The organism is Sinorhizobium sp. CCBAU 05631 (assembly GCF_002288505.1).
Taxonomy (GTDB): domain Bacteria; phylum Pseudomonadota; class Alphaproteobacteria; order Rhizobiales; family Rhizobiaceae; genus Sinorhizobium; species Sinorhizobium fredii_C.
The window spans coordinates 2,958,510-2,976,871 of record NZ_CP023063.1 but is presented as its reverse complement, the minus strand read 5'-3'; the positions used below and the strand labels follow the sequence as shown (position 1 = coordinate 2,976,871).

At 63.5% G+C, this 18,362-nt stretch carries 19 protein-coding genes; 9 read left to right on the top strand and 10 right to left on the bottom strand.

Annotated elements, in window-relative coordinates; all coding sequences use genetic code 11:
• Positions 1 to 38: 38 nt before the first annotated feature.
• The 3 genes from SS05631_RS14625 (at position 39) to SS05631_RS14615 (ending at position 2,541) form a co-directional block, all read left to right on the top strand.
• Entirely contained in the window at positions 39 to 1,046 is a 1,008-nt protein-coding gene (locus tag SS05631_RS14625) for an aldo/keto reductase (protein ID WP_037419910.1), read from the top strand.
• 510 nt (positions 1,047 to 1,556) lie between these two features.
• The gene (locus SS05631_RS14620) at positions 1,557 to 1,793 is read left to right on the top strand and encodes a hypothetical protein (protein WP_037419907.1); all 237 of its coding nucleotides are present in this window, start codon (positions 1,557 to 1,559) and stop codon (positions 1,791 to 1,793) included.
• Between the two features lie 169 nt (positions 1,794 to 1,962).
• The gene (locus SS05631_RS14615; RefSeq protein ID WP_037419900.1) at positions 1,963 to 2,541 is read left to right on the top strand and encodes a hypothetical protein; all 579 of its coding nucleotides are present in this window, start codon (positions 1,963 to 1,965) and stop codon (positions 2,539 to 2,541) included.
• A gap of 32 nt (positions 2,542 to 2,573) precedes the next feature.
• Here the strand turns inward: SS05631_RS14615 and SS05631_RS14610 are convergent, their stop codons facing one another.
• Complete coding sequence (locus SS05631_RS14610; RefSeq protein WP_244412178.1) at positions 2,574 to 2,879, bottom strand: hypothetical protein; 306 nt, start codon at positions 2,877 to 2,879, stop codon at positions 2,574 to 2,576.
• A 419-nt stretch (positions 2,880 to 3,298) separates the two neighbouring features.
• Between SS05631_RS14610 and SS05631_RS14605 the strand changes: the two genes are divergently transcribed.
• The 3 genes from SS05631_RS14605 to SS05631_RS14595 all read left to right on the top strand — a co-directional run bounded on the left by SS05631_RS14605 (position 3,299) and on the right by SS05631_RS14595 (position 4,245).
• The gene (locus tag SS05631_RS14605; protein WP_037419897.1) at positions 3,299 to 3,694 is read left to right on the top strand and encodes a low affinity iron permease family protein; all 396 of its coding nucleotides are present in this window, start codon (positions 3,299 to 3,301) and stop codon (positions 3,692 to 3,694) included.
• 79 nt (positions 3,695 to 3,773) lie between these two features.
• Positions 3,774 to 3,962, top strand: coding sequence for a hypothetical protein (locus tag SS05631_RS14600; RefSeq protein WP_037419894.1), 189 nt, complete (start codon positions 3,774 to 3,776; stop codon positions 3,960 to 3,962).
• Between the two features lie 34 nt (positions 3,963 to 3,996).
• The gene (locus tag SS05631_RS14595; protein ID WP_037419891.1) at positions 3,997 to 4,245 is read left to right on the top strand and encodes a hypothetical protein; all 249 of its coding nucleotides are present in this window, start codon (positions 3,997 to 3,999) and stop codon (positions 4,243 to 4,245) included.
• Here SS05631_RS14595 and SS05631_RS14590 read toward each other — a convergent pair.
• The 6 genes from SS05631_RS14590 to hutF form a co-directional block, all read right to left on the bottom strand.
• Positions 4,242 to 4,817, bottom strand: coding sequence for a HutD family protein (locus tag SS05631_RS14590; protein WP_037419888.1), 576 nt, complete (start codon positions 4,815 to 4,817; stop codon positions 4,242 to 4,244). The two genes, SS05631_RS14595 and SS05631_RS14590, sit on opposite strands and share 4 nt — an antisense overlap.
• Positions 4,814 to 6,301: a histidine ammonia-lyase gene (hutH, locus tag SS05631_RS14585; protein WP_037419885.1), complete on the bottom strand. Its 1,488-nt coding sequence runs from the start codon at positions 6,299 to 6,301 to the stop codon at positions 4,814 to 4,816. Before hutH ends, SS05631_RS14590 begins: the two co-directional genes overlap by 4 nt.
• Positions 6,294 to 7,121: a betaine/proline/choline family ABC transporter ATP-binding protein gene (locus SS05631_RS14580; RefSeq protein ID WP_050988266.1), complete on the bottom strand. Its 828-nt coding sequence runs from the start codon at positions 7,119 to 7,121 to the stop codon at positions 6,294 to 6,296. The genes hutH and SS05631_RS14580 overlap by 8 nt, the downstream gene beginning before the upstream one ends.
• Positions 7,114 to 7,971 carry a proline/glycine betaine ABC transporter permease gene (locus SS05631_RS14575; protein ID WP_037419882.1) on the bottom strand — a complete coding sequence of 286 codons (858 nt, stop codon included), beginning with the start codon at positions 7,969 to 7,971 and terminating at the stop codon, positions 7,114 to 7,116. The genes SS05631_RS14580 and SS05631_RS14575 overlap by 8 nt, the downstream gene beginning before the upstream one ends.
• Before the next feature lie 135 nt (positions 7,972 to 8,106).
• Complete coding sequence (locus tag SS05631_RS14570; RefSeq protein ID WP_037420121.1) at positions 8,107 to 9,141, bottom strand: ABC transporter substrate-binding protein; 1,035 nt, start codon at positions 9,139 to 9,141, stop codon at positions 8,107 to 8,109.
• Between the two features lie 34 nt (positions 9,142 to 9,175).
• Positions 9,176 to 10,549: a formimidoylglutamate deiminase gene (gene hutF, locus SS05631_RS14565; protein WP_037419881.1), complete on the bottom strand. Its 1,374-nt coding sequence runs from the start codon at positions 10,547 to 10,549 to the stop codon at positions 9,176 to 9,178.
• 131 nt (positions 10,550 to 10,680) lie between these two features.
• Between hutF and hutC the strand changes: the two genes are divergently transcribed.
• Positions 10,681 to 11,424, top strand: coding sequence for a histidine utilization repressor (gene hutC, locus SS05631_RS14560; protein ID WP_037419879.1), 744 nt, complete (start codon positions 10,681 to 10,683; stop codon positions 11,422 to 11,424).
• Between the two features lie 29 nt (positions 11,425 to 11,453).
• Positions 11,454 to 14,381 carry an aminotransferase gene (locus SS05631_RS14555; protein ID WP_037419870.1) on the top strand — a complete coding sequence of 976 codons (2,928 nt, stop codon included), beginning with the start codon at positions 11,454 to 11,456 and terminating at the stop codon, positions 14,379 to 14,381.
• A 7-nt stretch (positions 14,382 to 14,388) separates the two neighbouring features.
• Here SS05631_RS14555 and SS05631_RS14550 read toward each other — a convergent pair whose 3' ends face one another.
• Positions 14,389 to 15,330 (bottom strand): AraC family transcriptional regulator, encoded by a 942-nt coding sequence (locus tag SS05631_RS14550; RefSeq protein ID WP_037419867.1) that lies wholly within the window; start codon positions 15,328 to 15,330, stop codon positions 14,389 to 14,391.
• A 220-nt stretch (positions 15,331 to 15,550) separates the two neighbouring features.
• On the opposite strand from SS05631_RS14550, the gene SS05631_RS14545 reads away from it, so the two are divergent.
• Entirely contained in the window at positions 15,551 to 16,597 is a 1,047-nt protein-coding gene (locus SS05631_RS14545) for an NAD(P)-dependent alcohol dehydrogenase (RefSeq protein WP_037419863.1), read from the top strand.
• Between the two features lie 18 nt (positions 16,598 to 16,615).
• Here the strand turns inward: SS05631_RS14545 and SS05631_RS14540 are convergent, their stop codons facing one another.
• Positions 16,616 to 17,080, bottom strand: a complete 465-nt coding sequence (locus SS05631_RS14540; RefSeq protein WP_037388644.1) for an Lrp/AsnC ligand binding domain-containing protein — start codon at positions 17,078 to 17,080, stop codon at positions 16,616 to 16,618.
• Between the two features lie 23 nt (positions 17,081 to 17,103).
• Positions 17,104 to 18,267 carry a M20 aminoacylase family protein gene (locus SS05631_RS14535; RefSeq protein WP_037419859.1) on the bottom strand — a complete coding sequence of 388 codons (1,164 nt, stop codon included), beginning with the start codon at positions 18,265 to 18,267 and terminating at the stop codon, positions 17,104 to 17,106.
• Positions 18,268 to 18,362: the final 95 nt, after the last annotated feature.

Below are 18,362 nucleotides of genomic sequence, written 5' to 3'. Positions count from 1 at the left end.
GACATGGTTGATGAGCACCGCATCGTGAAGAGAATACCATGCTTGCCACCGACATGCCCGCGACTCTACGCAGACAATTGGGCCGGTCCGGCCTTTCGGCCGCGGCTATCGGCCTGGGCGGCTGGGCGATCGGAGGCTTTTTCACGCTCAACGGAAAGCCGGATGGCTGGGGCGAGGTCGACGACGAACAGTCGATCCGTGCCCTCCGCCTCGGGCTCGAAATGGGTGCATCGCTGATCGACACGGCCGATGCCTATGGAACCGGTCACAGCGAAGAGGTGATCGGCCGGGCGCTGAGCGGACGAAGGGGCGAGGCAATCATCGCAACCAAGTTCGGCTATACCTATGATCGCGCCGCCCGGGCTCTCGTCGGCACCGATGTCACTCCCGCCTATATCAAAGAGGCCTGCGCGGCTTCGCTCAGGCGTTTGGGCACCGACTATATCGACCTCTATCAAATCCACGTCGGCGAGCTTTCAAGCGATCAAGCGGATGCGGCCGCTGAAACGCTCGAGAAATTGGCGGAGCGGGGCGCCATTCGTTTCTGGGGCTGGAGTACGGACAATGCCGCCGCGGCGAAGCGCATGGTGAAGTTCCCGCATTTCGTCGCCGTGCAGCAGGAGCTGAACGTCTTCACGGATGGGCCGGAGATGCTTGCGATGTGCGAGGGCAACAATCTGGCCAGCCTCAATCGCTCGCCGCTGGCGATGGGATTCCTGACCGGCAAGTTCAGGCCGGATACGCGCTTGCCACCCACTGACGTCAGGGCGGCCGGGCACAGCTGGGTGCGGTTCTTCGAGGACGGCCGGCCGCGTGCCGAGCATCTGCAACGCCTCGCCGCGGTGCGGGAACTCCTCCAGACCGGCGGCAGGACCTTGGCACAGGGGGCCCTGGGCTGGATCCTCGCCCGTTCCCCCAATACCTTTCCGATCCCCGGCTTCAAGACGGAGGCGCAGGTGCGCGAGAATCTCGCCGCACTCGAAAAGGGCGCTTTGTCGGCCGCAGCGATGGGGGAAATCGCCGCGCTTCTCGGCAGCGATCAGTAGCCGCTCTTGCCGATAGAGAGCTGCGGCGTCTCCGGAGCGGCGGCGACGACCCGCCAGCAGAAGGCACCGCTGGACCGGTCATATCCCGCAGGGACCGGCGAGAGACGATCACCGGCATGCTGTCACTGGAGCGCCAAGCTGTTGCTGTCTTGCAACGAATTGTCGGCAATTGCTACAATCCGAAATTGTGTGTTTGCCAATCGGCCGGACTCGTGTATGTTGGCATCACTCTTAATTCAAGCCAGAGGAGGCGTGCAATGAATTCCACTCTCGTGACCATGCGCCCCTCTTGCGGAACGGCTGCCGTGGCATCGATGCATCGCGCATTTGGCCCGAGCCGATTTGGTGTCCAGGGCTATTAAACCCCGGATTTCCGCCGATTGGCGCTATCTCCACCTGATCTGACGTGACCGGCTGACGAAGCGATTTTCGTATCTTCGCCTTCGCATCCGCGCGTTTTCTGACCTTCGAAAGGACCTGGCCGCCTCGATGCGCCGGGATGGAAAAATCATGCGTGAAGCACAATTTTTAGTTGTTGATACCCTCGCTCGGACGGTCGATGACCTGTGCCGGAAATTCGGCGCCTGGAAGACTGCGCGTGCGCTTCTGATTGCCATCTGGAGGCATCGTCAAACGACGAACCGGGTCTCGCATTTGTCAGATCGCATGCGCCGCGACATCGGTCTTCCGGAGAACGAGGATCGGCTCTTCGAAGCCAAGTTTACCCTGTGGGATGTTCGGCTTTGAGTGCCGCCTGGTCGGGCGTCCGCGGGTCGAGGAGGAGCGTCATCGGCGCTCCTCATCCTTGATCTGCCGGCGGGCACTAACTATCGCATGAATAGCGCGCGGAAAGGCGCCGCTGTATCATGTCGCGCGCTCCTCGCGGGAGGCGAGTGGAGCGAGGGAGGACCGAGCCATGCCTATGTCTCCGGTGCTGCGCCGCCTATGGACGAACTGTCTGGCGGCAGCCATTGCTTTCATGTACGCACATCTGGTCAACGCGTCCGACAAGCTTCCGCCGGAGCTCGAGAAGCTCAAGGCGTCGCTTGAAAAATACCAGGATCCGGTGGTTGCCGTGCGCGACGGCTATTTCTCGACGCTCGGCTGCGTCACCTTCGCGACCGGCACGATGGGGGTGCATTTCCTGAACCCCGCCCTGATCGGCCCGATGCCCGACCCGATGAAGCCCACTTTGCTGGTCTACGAGCCGGTTGGGGACAAGCTGCAGCTCGTTGCCGTCGAGTGGCTGATCCCGCTCGCCACCGGTGTTAAGTCAAAGCCCGAGCTGTTCGGGCAGCCTTTCGACGGGCCGATGGAGGGCCATGAGCCGCTTCTACCGGCGCAACTGCATCATTACGACCTGCATGCCTGGATCTTCAAGCCGAACCCGCTCGGCCTGTTCCATCCGGTCAATCCGGACGTCAAATGCCCGGAGGGGCCTTATACCTTCCTGGAAGAGGCGCCGAAATCCGTGCCGCATCATGGGGCGCAATGAGGCGAAATATGCCGGGTCTTTCCGGCATAGCCTCAGGGATCACGGGCGGCCGCGCTCAACCGCCCGTCTTGAGCGGATGTGAACGAAGGGAAGTGATATCCTTCCACCGGTGAGACGCCCTTGGTCTCGCCGGACACGCGCTTGCGGCTTCGCGGAGCCAGCATCTCGGCGGCCAAGTTGTCGAGATAGTCCAGAGCTTCCTGGGCCGCCTCCGCCGTGACCCGGCTGCCATCGGCCCCGGCCGCGCTCCTCAGTTCTTCTCGCATATCCTCCATGACTTCCGCAATGAAACGCTGGGGGTCGTCGGTCTGCGCAGCAACCCAGTGCAGCAACGGCATGTCACCATCTCATTGACACGCATCGCGGCGACAGTCTGGCCGAGCATCAGTGTCAGTTTCTGAAGCTTGTTGTCTTTCTGAGGCATCGGGTCCTTCTTCCGTTCTACAGCGCCGTGCGTCTTATCAGACCCACAAGGGCGCTTTAGCACTTTGAATTCCTGCATGTTTTTGTCCTCAAATGGGCGATTTGAGGAAACATGCAGAGGATTGTCTCTCCTTCGCCCTGCAGCATTCCGGGGAGACGACATCCAAAGGACGAGGAACGAAGCACGGCGCGCAATACGTGTCGCACGCGATGCGCCCTAGGCTGAACGGCAAGCAGTGCGATTTGTTCCCTCGGTTCGGCTGGCCGTCATCCTCGCCGGCAGGAACCAAGCAGGCCGTCGCCGCGTTGGCGGCTTTCGGAAGGAGCACGCCAGATGCAGCCATTCTTTACCCAATTCTCAAAGCAAATTTCCGAGCTCGCCGGAAGGCCGTACACTTTTGCCGTGGCGTCCTCGGCGATCGTCATCTGGGCGATATGTGGTCCGCTCTTCGATTTCTCGGCAAAATGGCAGCTCGCCGTCAATACCTGTACGACGATCACGACATTCCTGATGGTCTTCGTGCTTCAGAACTCACAGAACCGCGACGGTGTCGCGCTGCAGGCCAAGATCGACGAGCTGATCCGAGTGAGTGACGCCGAGAACCGCTTCATCGGAATAGAGAAGCTGGACGAACAGGAGCTGAAGGACGTTCGCCGCGACTGCATGCAAGAGGGAACGCAAGCGCGGGACGCGGAAAACGGCGTCACGGGTGCGCATCGCAGCGCGTGACGCGCATTCGGTGCCTTGCCGAGGCGGTGGAACCAAAATCGGGGCGGCGACGTTTCTCGCCTGAGGTGGGAGGTGCAGAATGAGACACATGGACATCCGCAAGCTCGAAAAGACCGATGCCAAGCATGTCTGGGACGTGGCGGAGTATTGCAGGCGAAGCGGTCTGCACAAGGCAGAGGAGCAGCGCCTGATCAAGGTGCTGGGCAGATACGCTTCGGCCCACGAGCTGCAGATGAATGTCGTGCGTCCTCAGACACGTACACGCTGAGGCGTGATCGCGCAGTGAATTGCGGAGCAAGCGCGTGTGGCCAGTCCTCGCCGGTGCATTCCTGTTTATATGCGGCGTTCTCGTCATGACCTGGGAGGCGCTTGGCCGAAGGCGGCTGAGCGAGCCGCCGCATCCCCTCGACAATGACCCCCAGACGCTGGAGCCAAGACATCAGAGCCTGCGATTCCTCGGGCTGACGCGGAACTGGCACGGGGTGGCAATGATGGCGCTCGGCGCCTTGCTCCTGCTTTTCGGTGCAATCCGCTACGCCTTGGTGCTCTAGGCGGAACTGATCTCGACAAGAAAGACTTCCGAGGCGATGTCCGCCGAAAGCGTGACGGCGAGCGGCTGCTGCAGCACTGCCGTATCCAGCGCGTGCAGCGTCGCCGAGACGCCTTCGGTCGACAGCGCGACGCTGCCGCGGTGGCAGAAAAGGATGAGTTCGCGGGCATGGGAGGTGATCGGCTGCGAGTGCTCGACATGGAGCTTTCGCACCCGGTGCCTGAGTGTCTGCCGGCGGCTCATCACATTCAGGTCGGTGATCGGGCCATTGGTGAGCTTGGCCGAGGTCGCGACATCGGCAGGGAAGGAGAGCGGGGCGTCGGCCGTCGTCAACAGCTTCGGGGGGCGGCCCTCGATCGACAGTGTCATGCCGGCGCCTTCGAGAATGGAAAGGCTCCGGTCGATGCCGGGAAAGCTGGAAAACAGGCCGTCATTGGCAACCGTCGCCATGCTGACGCGCCAGTCGAAATCGGAAAGCGGCGCGCGATCCGGCGACACGGCGATTTCGATTGTCTCGCCGCCGCCGTTCTTCCAGGGCATGTGCCTGTAGTCGTTTGAGCGCAGGATTTTCATGGTGCCACTCCTCGCATGAGGTCGCGCATCCGGTCGAAGTCCTCGTTCATCGGCCGGTCGTCGGCATAGGTTGAGATTGCTCCGCGAATGCGGCCATAAAGAGCATCGGTGCGCGGTGCCCTGCCGCGCGACTTGGGCTGCATGTCATAGGCCTGGGCGGCGGCCAGCAATTCGATCGCGACGATCCGTTCGAGATTGTCGAGGATCGACAGGACCTTCCATGCGGCAGGCGTCGCATGGGTCAGGATATCCTCCTGCAGCGCGGAGGTGATACCGCCGTCAAGGCTTGCCGGTGCTGCCAGCCGGCGGTTCTCGGCGACGAGGGCCGCGGCGGTATACTGGGCGATCATGAAACCGGAGGAGACGCCGCTGTCATCGGCAAGAAACGCCGGAAGGCCGCTCACCAGCGGATTGACTAGACGGTCGATGCGGCGCTCCGAAATCGCGGCGACCTCTGACACGGCGACGGCGAGAGTATCCATTGCAAGTCCGAGCGCGGCTCCGACGGCATGCGCCTGTGAGTGGACCTGGGGTGCCTCGGGCGAACCGAACACGGCCGGATTGTCGGTAACGCTTGCTAGTTCCCGGTCGACGATCTCGGCTACCTGGTAGAAGGCGTCGCGCGCCGCGCCATGCACCTGCGGCACGGCTCTCAGACTTAACGGATCCTGCGTGCGGCTGCCCGCTGTCTCGGCAAGCATCGGGCTTTCCGCGAGCCAGCGACGCAAGGTCTTGCCGACCGCCTGGAGACCTGGCGATTGGCGCAGTGTCAGTGGTGCCTCGGCAAACGGCTCCGCCTGGCTGCCGAGATTTTCATAGGTCAGCGACGCGGCCGCGTCGGCCCAGCCGAAGAGCCGTTCCGTGCGGGCCAGCGCCAGCGCAGCCTGCCCGGTGGCGCAAGGCGTGCCGTTGACCAGGCTGAGACCCTCCTTTGCTTCGAGCCGCAAGGGCTCCAGCCCCACCCGAGCGAGCGCCTCCATGCCGCTGAGCGTTTCGGCCCCGTGCGCGGCCGCGCCATGACCGATCAGAACGAGCCCGATCGCGGCAGCGTGGGTGAGATAACCGACCGAACCGCGCGAGGGGATGAGCGGAATGATATCCGCATTCAGAAGGGCGATCAGCGCCTCGACGGTCTCGATCCGAACGCCGGAGTAGCCATGCGAGAAATTGGCGATCTGCGCTGCCATCACGGCACGGGCTTCGGCCTGCCCGAGAGGTTCGCCGACGCCGCAGGCGTGGCTTAGAATGATGTTGCGCGACAGAGCCTCTTGGTTCTCGCGACTGATGACGACATCGCAAAGCGCACCGACGCCGGTATTGATACCGTAACCGCGGATGCCGCGCTCGACCAGCGCATCGACGATCCGGCGGGCATCGACGATCCGCTGACGCGTCCGCTCGGACAAGGCAAGGCGAACGCCACCGGCGATGACGGCGATCTCGCGCCATGTCAGCGGTCCATCGATGAGGATCGTCTCAGTCATGCTTCTCGGGTCTTCCCTGCCGGCGCTGGACGAAGCGCGCGACATAGTCGTTTGCCGGATTATCGAGAATATCACTGGGCGAGCCGACCTGCACGACCTGACCGTCTTTCAAGATCGCGATCTCGGATCCGATGCGCAGGGCCTCGTCGAGATCGTGAGTGATGAAGACGATGGTTTTTGCAAGGTTCTGCTGCAGTTGCAGCAACTGATCCTGCATATCGGCGCGGATCAGCGGATCGAGGGCGCTGAAAGCCTCGTCCATCAGGATCACGTCGGTGTCCGCGGCCAGCGCCCGCGCGAGACCGACGCGTTGCTTCATGCCGCCCGAGAGCTGGTGCGGGAACTTCGCGTCATAGCCTGACAGGCCGACGGTCTCGATCCATTTCATGCCGATTTCGCGGGCAACGGCTTTCGACACGCCGCGTACGCGCTGGCCGTAGACGACATTCTGCAGCACGGTCCGGTGCGGCATCAGCGCGAAGCTCTGGAACACCATGCTGACGCGCCGCATGCGGAAGGCACGCAGCGCCTTTGCGTCGAGATCGAGGATATTGCTGCCGTCGAACACGACCTTGCCGCTCGTCGGCTCGATCAGCCGGTTGATATGACGCACCAAGGTCGACTTGCCCGACCCGGAAAGCCCCATAATCACGAAGATCTTGCCGGCGCCGATCTTGAGGCTGACATCGTTGAGGCCGACGCTGCAGCCGGAGCGGGCAAGAATATCGGCCTTGTCGAGGCCATCCTTGGCCATGGCGAGCGCCGCCTTCGCGTCGTGCCCGAAGATCTTGTAGACGTTGCGGATATCGATATCAGCCATTGCGGGCGTCCTCCGTCCGGGGCTTGCCGAAGCCCTGCGTGATGCGGTCGAGCACGATTGCGAGAATAACGATGCCGATGCCAGCCTCGAGCCCCTTGCCGACGTCGAGCGTCTGGATGCCGTTCAGCACCTGCTCGCCGAGACCGCGCGCGCCGATCATCGAGGCGACGACGACCATCGACAGAGCCATCATGATCGTCTGGTTGAGGCCGGCCATGATGGTCGGAGTGGCGAGCGGCAGCTCGACGCCGAAGAGGATCTGCGTCGGACTGCCGCCGAAGGCGGTTGCCGCTTCGACAACCTCGCCGTCGACCTGGCGGATGCCGAGATCGGTCAGGCGGATCAGCGGCGGCACCGCATAGATGATGGTGGCGAGGATCGCCGGCACCTTGCCGAGACCGAAGAGCATCAGCGCCGGGATCAGGTAGACGAAGCTCGGCATTGTCTGCATGACGTCGAGGACCGGCAGGGTGACGTTGCGCACGACGCGGCTCTTGGCGACCAGGATGCCGATCGGCACGCCGACCACCACCGAGACGATGGTCGCCATCAGCATCAGGGCCAATGTCTGCATCGTCAGGTCCCAAAGGCCGAGCACGCCGACGGCGAGAAGCAGGGCACCGACGGCAAGCGTCAGCGTCCAGCGCTTCGAACTCTGCCAGGCAAGCGCCATGAAGGCCAGAATCACCAGCCACCAGGGCAGGCCACGCAGGATCCATTCGATGAACAGCACGGCCTTCAGGATGACGCCGCTGATCGCCTTGAACACCCAGCCGTAGTTGGTGACGAGCGCCTGGATGATCTCGTTCACCGGGGCGCGGATCGAAAGATTGAGAGAGTCCGGAAACATTGGAAAAATCCTTGCTCGGATAGCCGCCGGCGATCATCGCCGCCTGTCCGCGGGCATCTTGGCAGATTGCGGGCGCCGCGCCTTACCGTGGTGGAAGGGTAAGGCGCGGCGAACGCAGACGGAATTGAGCTCGTCTTATTTGAGGCTCGCTTCGATCTTGCCGAGGGCCTCTTCGGAAACCCATTTGCCCCAGACGTCGGCCTTGGTCTTGAGGAATTCCGCGGCGGCAGCGGCGGCGTCGACCTTGTTGTCGGCCATATAGGCAAGGCTGCCGTTGACAGCCTCGAGCGGGAAGGTCGCCTTTTCGAGAATCGCGATGATCTCCGGAGCCTCCGAAGCGAAGGTGCTGTTCACGCCATAGGCGACCTCGACGGAAGGGAAGGCGCAGCCCTGATCGCGCTTGCCGTTGGCGCTGCTCAGTTCCTTCCAGCAGGCCTCGTTGTATGCCGGCTCTTCCAGCTGGACGAGCTTGAATTTGCCCATGATGGCCGTCGGCGACCAGTAGTAGAAGAGGATCGGCTCGCCCTGGAGATAGGCGGAGGTGATCGCCGAATCGAGCGCCGTGCCGGTGCCGGGCCGGAAGTTCACATAGGCCTCGCCGAGCTTGTAGGCTTCGAGCTTGGCAGTGCTGACGCCCTCGCAGGTCCAGCCGGAGGGGCAATTCAGGAAGCGCCCCTTGGACGGCTCCTCCGGATCGGCAAACACTTCGACGACCTTAGGGTCGGAAAGCTGAGAGACGCTCTTGAGATCCGGCGCCTTGGCTTCGATGTTGCGAGCGGGATCGCCGTGGACGACATAGTCCGGCACGAACCAGCCTTCGCTGGCACCGACGAAGGTCTTTCCGACAGCAACCACCTTCTTTTCTTCGACCGCCTTGTTCCAGACGTCGGAGCGGCCGAGCCATTCCTCGGCAAAAATCTGTACGTCATTGTTGGCGGTCGCCTGCTCGAGCGTGACGGAATTGCCGGGTATGGAATCCACCTGGCAATCGTAGCCCTTGGCCAGGATCGTCTTCATGACTTCCGTGATGAAGGCGCCGCTTTCCCAATCGATGCCGGCGAAGGTCACGGTCTTTCCGTCGCTGCAATAGGAGGCGTTGGCCGCGCTCGCAGAAGCCGCAAGCATCAGGCCGGCGGCGGCGAAGGTGAGTTTCATAGTGCTGATCGACATGCGCATTCCCCTTTTTTGATCGTCGACTGGATTGCTATTTCAGCTTGGTGAGAACCCGCGCGAAGGCGCGGTCGATGTCTTCCTCCCGGTCATGGTGTCCATTGCGGATCTTCCATTGGCCGGCGACCATGACGTCGCGGACCGTCTCGCCGCCGAGCGCAAAAAGCCAGCGGTCGAGAAACTGATTGCCGCTTGCCGCGGCGATATAGGGATTGGCGCCATCGAGCACGACGAGGTCCGCCCGCGCGCCGACCTGAATGCCCGCCGTACCGAGACCGGCCGCCCGGGCACCGCCGGCGAGTGCGGCGTCGAAGATCGTCCTGCCGACCGAGGCGCCGGGAGCGGCGAGCCGGTTGCGCCTGCAGTCGCGCAGCCGCTGGCCGTATTCGAGAAGCCGGAGCTCTTCCGCGACGCTGGTCGCCACATGGCTGTCGGTGCCGATGCCGAGACGTCCTCCGGCGGCAAGGAAATCGGTGGCGGGAAAGATGCCGTCGCCGAGATTGGCCTCGGTCGCCGGGCAGAGGCCGGCAACCGCTCCCGATTTCGCCAGCCGCTCGGTTTCCTCCGGCGTCATATGCGTCGCATGAATGGCGCACCAGCGCTCGTCGACCGGCATTTCGTCGAGCAGCCATTCGACTGGGCGACGGCCGCTCCAGGCGAGGCAATCCTCGACCTCGCGGGTCTGCTCCGCGACGTGGATGTGGATCGGTCCGGAAACCGGTGCCGACCCGAGGATCTCTCGCATCTCTTGGGGCGTGGCGGCGCGCAAGGAATGGATGGCATAGCCGAGCTCGGCGCCGGCCTCGGCGCTCGCCGGAACCAGCCGTTCGAGCAGGGCAAGAAAGCGATCCGGATCGTGAAGGAAAGGGCGCTGGCCCGGATTGGGCTCCATGCCGCCGAAGTTGGCATGCGCGTAGAAAACCGGCAGGTGCGTGAGTCCGATGCCGGTCGTACGGGCGGCGTTCAGGATGCGCAGCGACATTTCGGCCGGATCGGCATAGGAGGTGCCGTCCGCCTGGTGATGAAGATAGTGGAATTCGACCACTCGGCCGAAGCCACCCTTCAGCATCTCCACATAGAGCTTCGCGGCGATCGCCTCGACATCGTCCGGATCGACAAGGCCGACGGTGTGGTACATTGTCTCGCGCCATGTCCAGAAGCTGTCGTCGCCGCTACCGGCCACTTCGGCAAGGCCGGCCATGGCGCGCTGAAAGGCATGGGAATGCAGGTTCGACATGGCCGGGACAAGGGGGCCGGCGATGCGTTCGTCGCCCGCTGCCGGCGCCCGGGCCGTTTCGACGGCGGCAATGCATCCGTCACTGTCTAGGGAAATGACCACGTTCTCCGCCCAACCGGTCGACAGAAGCGCCTGCTCGGCAAAGAGCCGGTGAGCGGAAAAGGCAGACATCGCTTTCTCCCTGTACGTGGTTGTATATGGAACTATAGATATTTTCTGGTGGCGCGCAACCTAAAAATCGTCGAAAACAATCCGTGGTCGCCGGTCGCATGTCGGTCCGGCATCGACGAACGGAGCATACTATGCCGTCAATGGAGCGCAAAAGCGACGCATCCGCCTTCGAGGATGGACCCATCCCGCGCTATGAGGCGGTGAAGCAGTTCATCCGCAGCCGCATCGAAAGCGGGGAGTGGCCGGAGCATCATCGCATCCCCTCCGAAAACGACATTGTTGCCGATCTCGGGGTCAGCCGGATGACCGCGAACCGCGCCTTGCGCGAGCTGGCAAGCGAGGGCGCCATCACCCGGGTGCAAGGTGTCGGGTCCTTCGTCGCGCCTCACAAGGGCAGCACCGCGCTGCTCGAAGTCCGCAACATCGCCGATGAGATTCGCGAGCGGGGTCACCGTCACAGCTCTCGCATCGATCGTCTCGAAGAGATATCGGCAAACCCCGACATTGCCGGTGCGCTGGGGCTCTCGACCGGGGCACGGGTCTTCCACTCGATCATCGTTCACGCGGAAAACGGCATGCCGATCCAACTCGAGGATCGTTTCGTCAATCCGGTGATCTGCCCCGACTATCTTAAGCAGGATTTCGTGAGCACGACGCCGAACGCCTACCTGACGCTGGTTGCGCCGATCACCCGCACCGAACAGGTCGTCGAGGCGGTGTTACCGCAGCCCTGGGAATGCAAGCTGCTTTCGATCGGCCGCAACGAACCCTGCCTGATGATCCGCCGCCGGACCTGGTCGGAAAACCGGAATGTCACGGTCGCGCGGCTCATCTATCCCGGTACGCGCTATCGCCTCGAAGGCGTTTCATCGTAAGAAGCCTTGAGACGAACGGGAGCGGAACGATGGAAGAGGACTCGCTGAAGCGCCGCACCGAGCTCGCAAGGCCCGACGTGTCGGCGGATGAGGCAAAGGCGATCCTGCTCGAACATTACGGCGTCTCCGGGGATCTTACCGAACTCGGCAGCCAGCAGGACCGCAACTACCGTGTCGATACGGGCGAAGGCCGCTTCGTGCTGAAGATTGCGAGGGCGGAATACGAGCGCGTCGAACTCGAGGCGCAAAACGCGGCGTTGCGCCATGTGGGCGCCAAGGCCAATGCGCCGATGGTGCCGCGGGTCGTTCCGGCGCGCGATGGCGAAGAGATCGTCAGTGCCGCCGTGCGCGACGTCACCTACCAGTTCCGGCTGCTGACCTACCTCGCGGGAACCCCGCTGACGCGCCGCAAGCACCTGTCGGCAGAAACGGTATCGGCCCTTGGCGACCTCGCCGGTCGGCTCGCCGCGGCACTCGCGGACTTCGACCATCCGGGGCTCGTCCGGCAACTGCAATGGGATCTCCGGCGAGCCGGTCCAGTGGCGCTTCAGCTGCTTTCGGCGATGACCGATGTCGATTTGCGCAAGCGCATCGCCGAGGCGATGGTGGGGGCGATGCGCCGCGTTCAGCCGCTGATGCCGGAGCTGCGCCTCAGGGCGATCCATCAGGATGTCACCGACGACAATGTCGTGAGCCGGGCGGAGAAGGGCGGCCGCCTGGTGCCCGAGGGCGTCATCGATTTCGGCGACGTGCTCCAAGGCTGGCTGGTGGCGGAGCTCGCGGTCACCTGTGCGTCGCTGCTTCACCATGTCGACGGCGATCCTTTCCGCATCCTGCCGGCGGTCAAGGCGTTCCATGCCGTCTGCCCGCTGACCGAGGCCGAAATCAAGGCACTCTGGCCGCTGATCGTCGCGCGCGCCGGCATTCTCGTTGCAAGCTCGGCACGGCAGCTCGAGATCGAGCCGGACAACGCATATGTCCAGGGCAATGCCGCACATGAGCGCGAAATCTTCGATGTCGCCGTCTCCGTTCCCTTCGAGCTTATGGATCATGCCATTCATCAGGCGATCGGCAAGGAGGATGCGTCGCCCGTCCTCCCGGAGACTGGCCGCCTGATGCCGGACGTCGATCCTCACCGGGTCGGTATCGTCGACCTGTCGCTGCTCGGACCGCATCTGCCCGCCGACCGCTGGCACTACGAGGATACCGAGGCGCTGCTCCTGCAGTCGGCGGCGCGGGCCGCCGGGGCTGCCGCGACCCGCTACGGCGAATTCCGCCTGACCGAAACGCGCCTTCTCCAGGCCAAGCCTCCCCAGACGCTCGCCCTCCATGTCGACCTCTGCCTGCACGGGCAGACCGCAGTTCACGCGCCCTTTGCCGGGCAGCTGCACCAGCGCCGCGGCAGGCTGATTCTTTCGACGCAGGGCCTCCACCTCCATCTGCTGGGGATCGAGCCGGCAACACTTGAAGATGGGAGCGTCGAGGCAGGGGACCGGATCGGCACGGTCCCCGGCGACGCTTCAGCGCTCGGCTTCATGCGCGTGCAGCTTTGCACCGCCGCGGAAATCGACCCGCCGCCTTTTGCGGTCCCGCATCAGGCGGAAGCCTGGCGGAGGCTCTCTCCGTCGCCGGGGCCAATCCTCGGTTTCGATTGCGATGCGCCGCCACCGCAAGCGGCGGCGCTGCTCGATCGACGGCAGCGCCATTTCGCGCGGCCGCAGAAGAACTATTACCGCAAGCCCCCGCAGATCGAGCGTGGCTGGAAGGAGCATCTCTTCGACGTCGAGGGGCGGGCCTATCTCGACATGGTCAACAACGTCACCATTGTCGGGCACGGCCATCCGCGCCTCTCGGCTGCGGTTGGACGGCAATGGTCGCTGCTTAACACCAATTCCCGCTTCCACTACGCGGCCGTCGCCGAGTTTTCCGAGCGGCTTGCGGCTCTTGCACCGGAAGGCCTCGACACGGTCTTTCTCGTCAACAGCGGCTCGGAAGCGAACGACCTCGCCATCCGCCTCGCCTGGGCCTATTCCGGCGCGCGCAGCGTGGTCTCGCTGCTGGAGGCCTATCATGGCTGGACGGTCGCCAGCGACGCCGTCTCGACCTCCATCGCCGACAATCCGCAGGCTCTGACAACCCGGCCCCAGTGGGTGCACCCGGTCGTCTCGCCGAATACCTATCGCGGGCCGTATCGCGGCGAAAGCTCGACCGGCGACTATGTCGGGGCGGTCGCGGCAAAGCTTGAGGAACTGGATGAGAACGGCGGGGGCCTCGCCGGTTTCATCTGCGAAGCGGTCTACGGCAATGCCGGCGGCATTCCGCTGCCGCCCGGTTATCTCGAGGCCGTCTATCGGATGGTCAGGGCGCGTGGCGGTGTGTGCATCGCGGACGAGGTACAGGTCGGCTATGGCCGGCTCGGTCACTATTTCTGGGGTTTCGAGGAACAGGGCGTCGTGCCGGATATCATCTCCGTCGCCAAGGGCATGGGCAATGGCCACCCGCTCGGAGCGGTGATCACCCGCCGCGAAATCGCCGAGGCGCTCGAGAAGGAAGGCTATTTCTTCTCTTCCGCCGGCGGCAGCCCGGTGAGCTCCGTCGTCGGGCTGACCGTCCTCGACATCCTGCATGACGAGGCGCTGCAGGAGAACGCCCGCGCGGTGGGTGATCATCTCAAGGAGCGGCTGCAAGCGCTCGGTGAGCTAATCCCGATCGTCGGTGCGGTGCACGGCATGGGGCTCTATCTCGGCGTGGAATTCGTCCGCGACCGCGAGACCCTGGAGCCGGCGACGGAGGAGACGGCGGCGATCTGCGACCGTCTCCTGGAGCTCGGCGTCATCATGCAGCCGACCGGCGACCATCTCAACGTCTTGAAAATCAAGCCGCCGCTCTGCCTCAGCCGCGAGAGCGCCGATTTCTTCGCCGCCATGCTGGCAAAGGTGCTGGAGGAGGGGTGGTAGAGCCCGACTACCCCTCGCTCAGCATCTCCGGCTCACCGGTCAAAAGATCGACGAGGCTTCGGCGAACGCGGCCGATGTCGCGCATCGGCGGCTCACCGAAGTGGCGCGCATATTCGCGGCTGAACTGCGACTGGCTGTCGTAACCAACCTGATGACCGGCGTCGCCCGCGTCGAGGCGCTCCTCCAGCATCAGCCGGCGTGCTTCCTGCAGGCGGAGCTGCTTCTGGTATTGCAGCGGGCTCATCGCCGTGATCGCCTTGAAATGATGATGCAGCGAGGAGACGCTCATGCTGACCCGGTTTGCCAGGTCGTCGATGCGGAGCGGGTGGGAGTAGTGCTCCTTCAGCCAGGCGACGGCGCGGCCGATCTGGTGTGGCTGGCTTTCAGCGGTCGTCATCTGCCGCAGCCTGGCACCATGTGGCCCAATCAGCAGCCGATAGAGGATTTCCTGTTCGATAAGCGGCAACAGGATGGGCATCTCGGCGGGGCGATCGAGGAGCCGCAGCAGTCGCAGTGCCGCGTCTTCCAGGTCCGCCGTAAGCTTGTTAACCGTCATGCCGCGCGGCGACGCGGGTGACCTTGCCGTCTGATCGCCGACCCTGTCGATAAGCGTTGGAATCTTCGCCGTATCGATCTGAAAATTCATGCTGAGATAGGGCTCGTCGTTGGAAGCCAAGGATATTTGCGACAGGACCGGCAGGTCGATCGACGTCAGCAGATAGTCCGATGCGCCATAGACGAACAGCTCCCCGCCGAGCAGGACGCGTTTGGCTCCCTGGACGATGATTGCGAGACTCGGCTTGTAGGCGGCACAATTCGGCTTGGCGGAGCTCGAATGCCGGTGAATGCTGAGGCCCGGAACGATCGTCGGGTGGTCGCCGTCCACCGCGGCAATCCGGGCAATGATGTCGATCATCTCCTGGCGCGGCGTCCGTTGCAGTTCTGACATCTTCTATATTCTTTCCGGTGCTTGGGGCTTATGAGACGGGGCACAGATAGGAGGAGGACGTTGCGGCGCAACGGCCGTTCTTTCATTCTTGCAGGATTGTGCAAAAACTTTGCAGGATCGCACTAACGCAGTGGCGCCCGGGAACAGCATAGTCCGCCTTGCCGCCCGAGGTCCATGCCTCCGCGCGGCGCGCTATTCCCAGACATGAAGGAAAGACCCCATGGCCATAGTAAGAGGATATGCGGCTACGGACGCATCGAAGCCGCTCGCCCCTTTCACCTTCGAACGTCGCGAACCGCGCGACGACGACGTCGTCATCGACATCCAGTATTGCGGCGTCTGCCACTCCGACATCCACCAGGCCCGCAATGAATGGGGGAACTCGACCTTTCCCATGGTGCCCGGCCACGAAATCGTCGGCATCGTCCGGGCGGTCGGCTCCAAGGTCACCAAGTTCAAGCGCGGCGACCGGGTCGGCGTCGGCTGCTTCGTCGATTCCTGCACGACCTGCGGCACCCGCGATCCCGATCTCGAACATTACATGCCCGGCCTAGTCGTAACCTATAACGGCGTCGAGGCCGATGGGAAGACCCCGACCCAGGGCGGCTATTCCGATCACATCGTCGTCAAGGAGGGGTATGTCCTCTCGATCCCGGAAAACCTGCCGCTTGATGCGGCCGCGCCGCTGCTCTGCGCCGGCATCACGCTCTATTCGCCGCTCCGCCACTGGAAGGCGGGGCCTGGAAAGAAGGTGGCGATCGTCGGCATGGGCGGTCTCGGCCACATGGGCGTCAAGCTCGCCCATGCGATGGGTGCAGAGGTCACCGTCCTCAGCCAGACATTGTCCAAGAAGGAAGACGGGCTGAAACTCGGAGCCGACCACTATTATGCAACAAACGATCCGCAGACCTTCGAGAAACTGGCCGGAAGCTTCGATCTGATCATCTGCACCGTGGGCACCGAGATCGACTGGAACGCCTATCTCAACCTCTTGAAGGTCGACGGCGATTTCGTGGTCGTGGGCATTCCCGAGAAGCCGGTGCCGGTCCATGCCTTCTCCCTCGTTCCGGCGCGGCGCAGCATCTCCGGCTCGATGATCGGCTCGATCAAGGAAACCCAGGAGATGCTGGATTTCTGCGGCGAGCACGGCATCGTCTCGGAGATCGAGACGATCCGGATGGAGGAGGTCAACGCCGCCTATGAGAGGGTGCTGAAGAGCGACGTGCGCTATCGCTTCGTAATCGACATGGCTTCGATCAAGGCATGATCTGACGAGCCGCTGCCGTCAAACGAGCGGCAGCGGCCCGTCGTTCTTGATTTCCTCCATCACCGCATAGGTGCGGGTCTCCTTGACGCCCGGCAGCGTCCAAAGCACCTGGCCGAGGAAATTGCGGTAGGCGGTCATATCCTCGAAACGGGTCTTGACGAGGTAGTCGAACCCGCCGGCGACCATGTGACATTCGAGCACCGCAGGCGCCTGCTTGATGGCGGCGGCGAACTGGTCGAAGACCTCCGGCGTCGTCTTGTCGAGCATCACTTCGATGAAGACCAGCAGCCCGAAACCGAGCTTGTGCGGATCGAGGCGCGCCCCGAAGCCGGATACGTAGCCCTCTTTCAGAAGCCGCCGCAGCCGCTCGCTCGTCGCGGTCGGCGAGAGGCCGATGCGGTCCGCCAGTTCGAGATTGGTGATCCGCCCGTCGGCCTGCAGGATATTGAGGATCCGGCGATCGGTCTTGTCGATCTGGTGCATCTGCCTGCCCCTGCTCCGATCTATCAGGCGGCGAGCCGCGCTTCGGCGAGCTTCACCCAATAGGTAATCCCGTGCGGGATCACTTCGTCGTTGAAGTCGTAGGCGGGATGGTGGAGACCGGCGGAATCGCCGTTGCCGATGAAGACGAAGGCGCCGGGCCGGGCAAGTAGCATGTAGGAGAAGTCCTCGCCGCCCATCATCGGATCGAGCGCGGCATTGACGTTGCCTTGGCCGGCGACCGTTGCGGCGGCGGCAAGCGCGTGGCCGGTCTCTTCGGCATGGTTGACGGTGACAGGATAGTTGCGGCCGTACCAGACGTCGACCGTCGCGCCATAGGCGCCGGCAATGCTTTCGGCGATCTGGCGGATGCGCGTCTCGCCGGTGTCGCGCACCTCGGGCGTCAGCGCGCGCACCGTGCCGGCCAGGACCGCCTGTTCCGGAATGACGTTGTGGGCGAAGCCGGCATTGAACTTGGTGACGGAAACGACGATGGAGGCAAGCGGGTCGACGGTGCGCGAGGCGATCGTCTGCAGCGCATTGACGATCTGCGCGCCGATGGCGATCGGATCGATGGTCTTGTGCGGCTGCGCCGCATGGCCGCCGCGCCCCTTGATGGTGATGGTGAACTCGTCGGTCGAGGCCATGATCGGCCCGACGCGACTGCCGAAATGACCGACCGGCATGCCCGGCATATTGTGCATGCCATAGACCTCCTCGATGGCAAAGCGTTCCATCATGCCGTCCTTGACCATCTCGTTGCCGCCGCCGCCGCCTTCCTCGGCCGGCTGGAAGATGACGGCGACGCTGCCGGCGAAGTTGCGCGTCTCGGCGAGATATTTCGCTGCACCAAGCAGCATGGCGGTGTGGCCGTCGTGGCCGCAGGCATGCATCTTGCCGGGGGTCGTCGACGACCAGGCCTTGCCGCTCGTCTCGGTGATCGGCAGGGCGTCCATGTCGGCCCTGAGGCCGATGGTGCGGCCGGGGCCGAGACTGCCGCGGATAAGCCCTACGACGCCCGTCCGGCCGAGGCCGGTCACGATCTCGTCAACGCCGAATTCCTTCAGTTTCCTTTCGACGAAGGCTGCCGTATTTTCCACCGCGAACAGGAGCTCCGGGTTCATGTGCAGATGGCGCCGCCATTCGGTCACTTCGTTCTGGAGTTCGGCAGCGCGGTTCAATATCGGCATGATGCTTCCCTGTGGGTCTGTTCGGTGGGTGGCCTGACGGCGAGGTGAATGGGCTTTGCCATCTCCTTGCCATATAGGCTAAATAGCCGGACGAT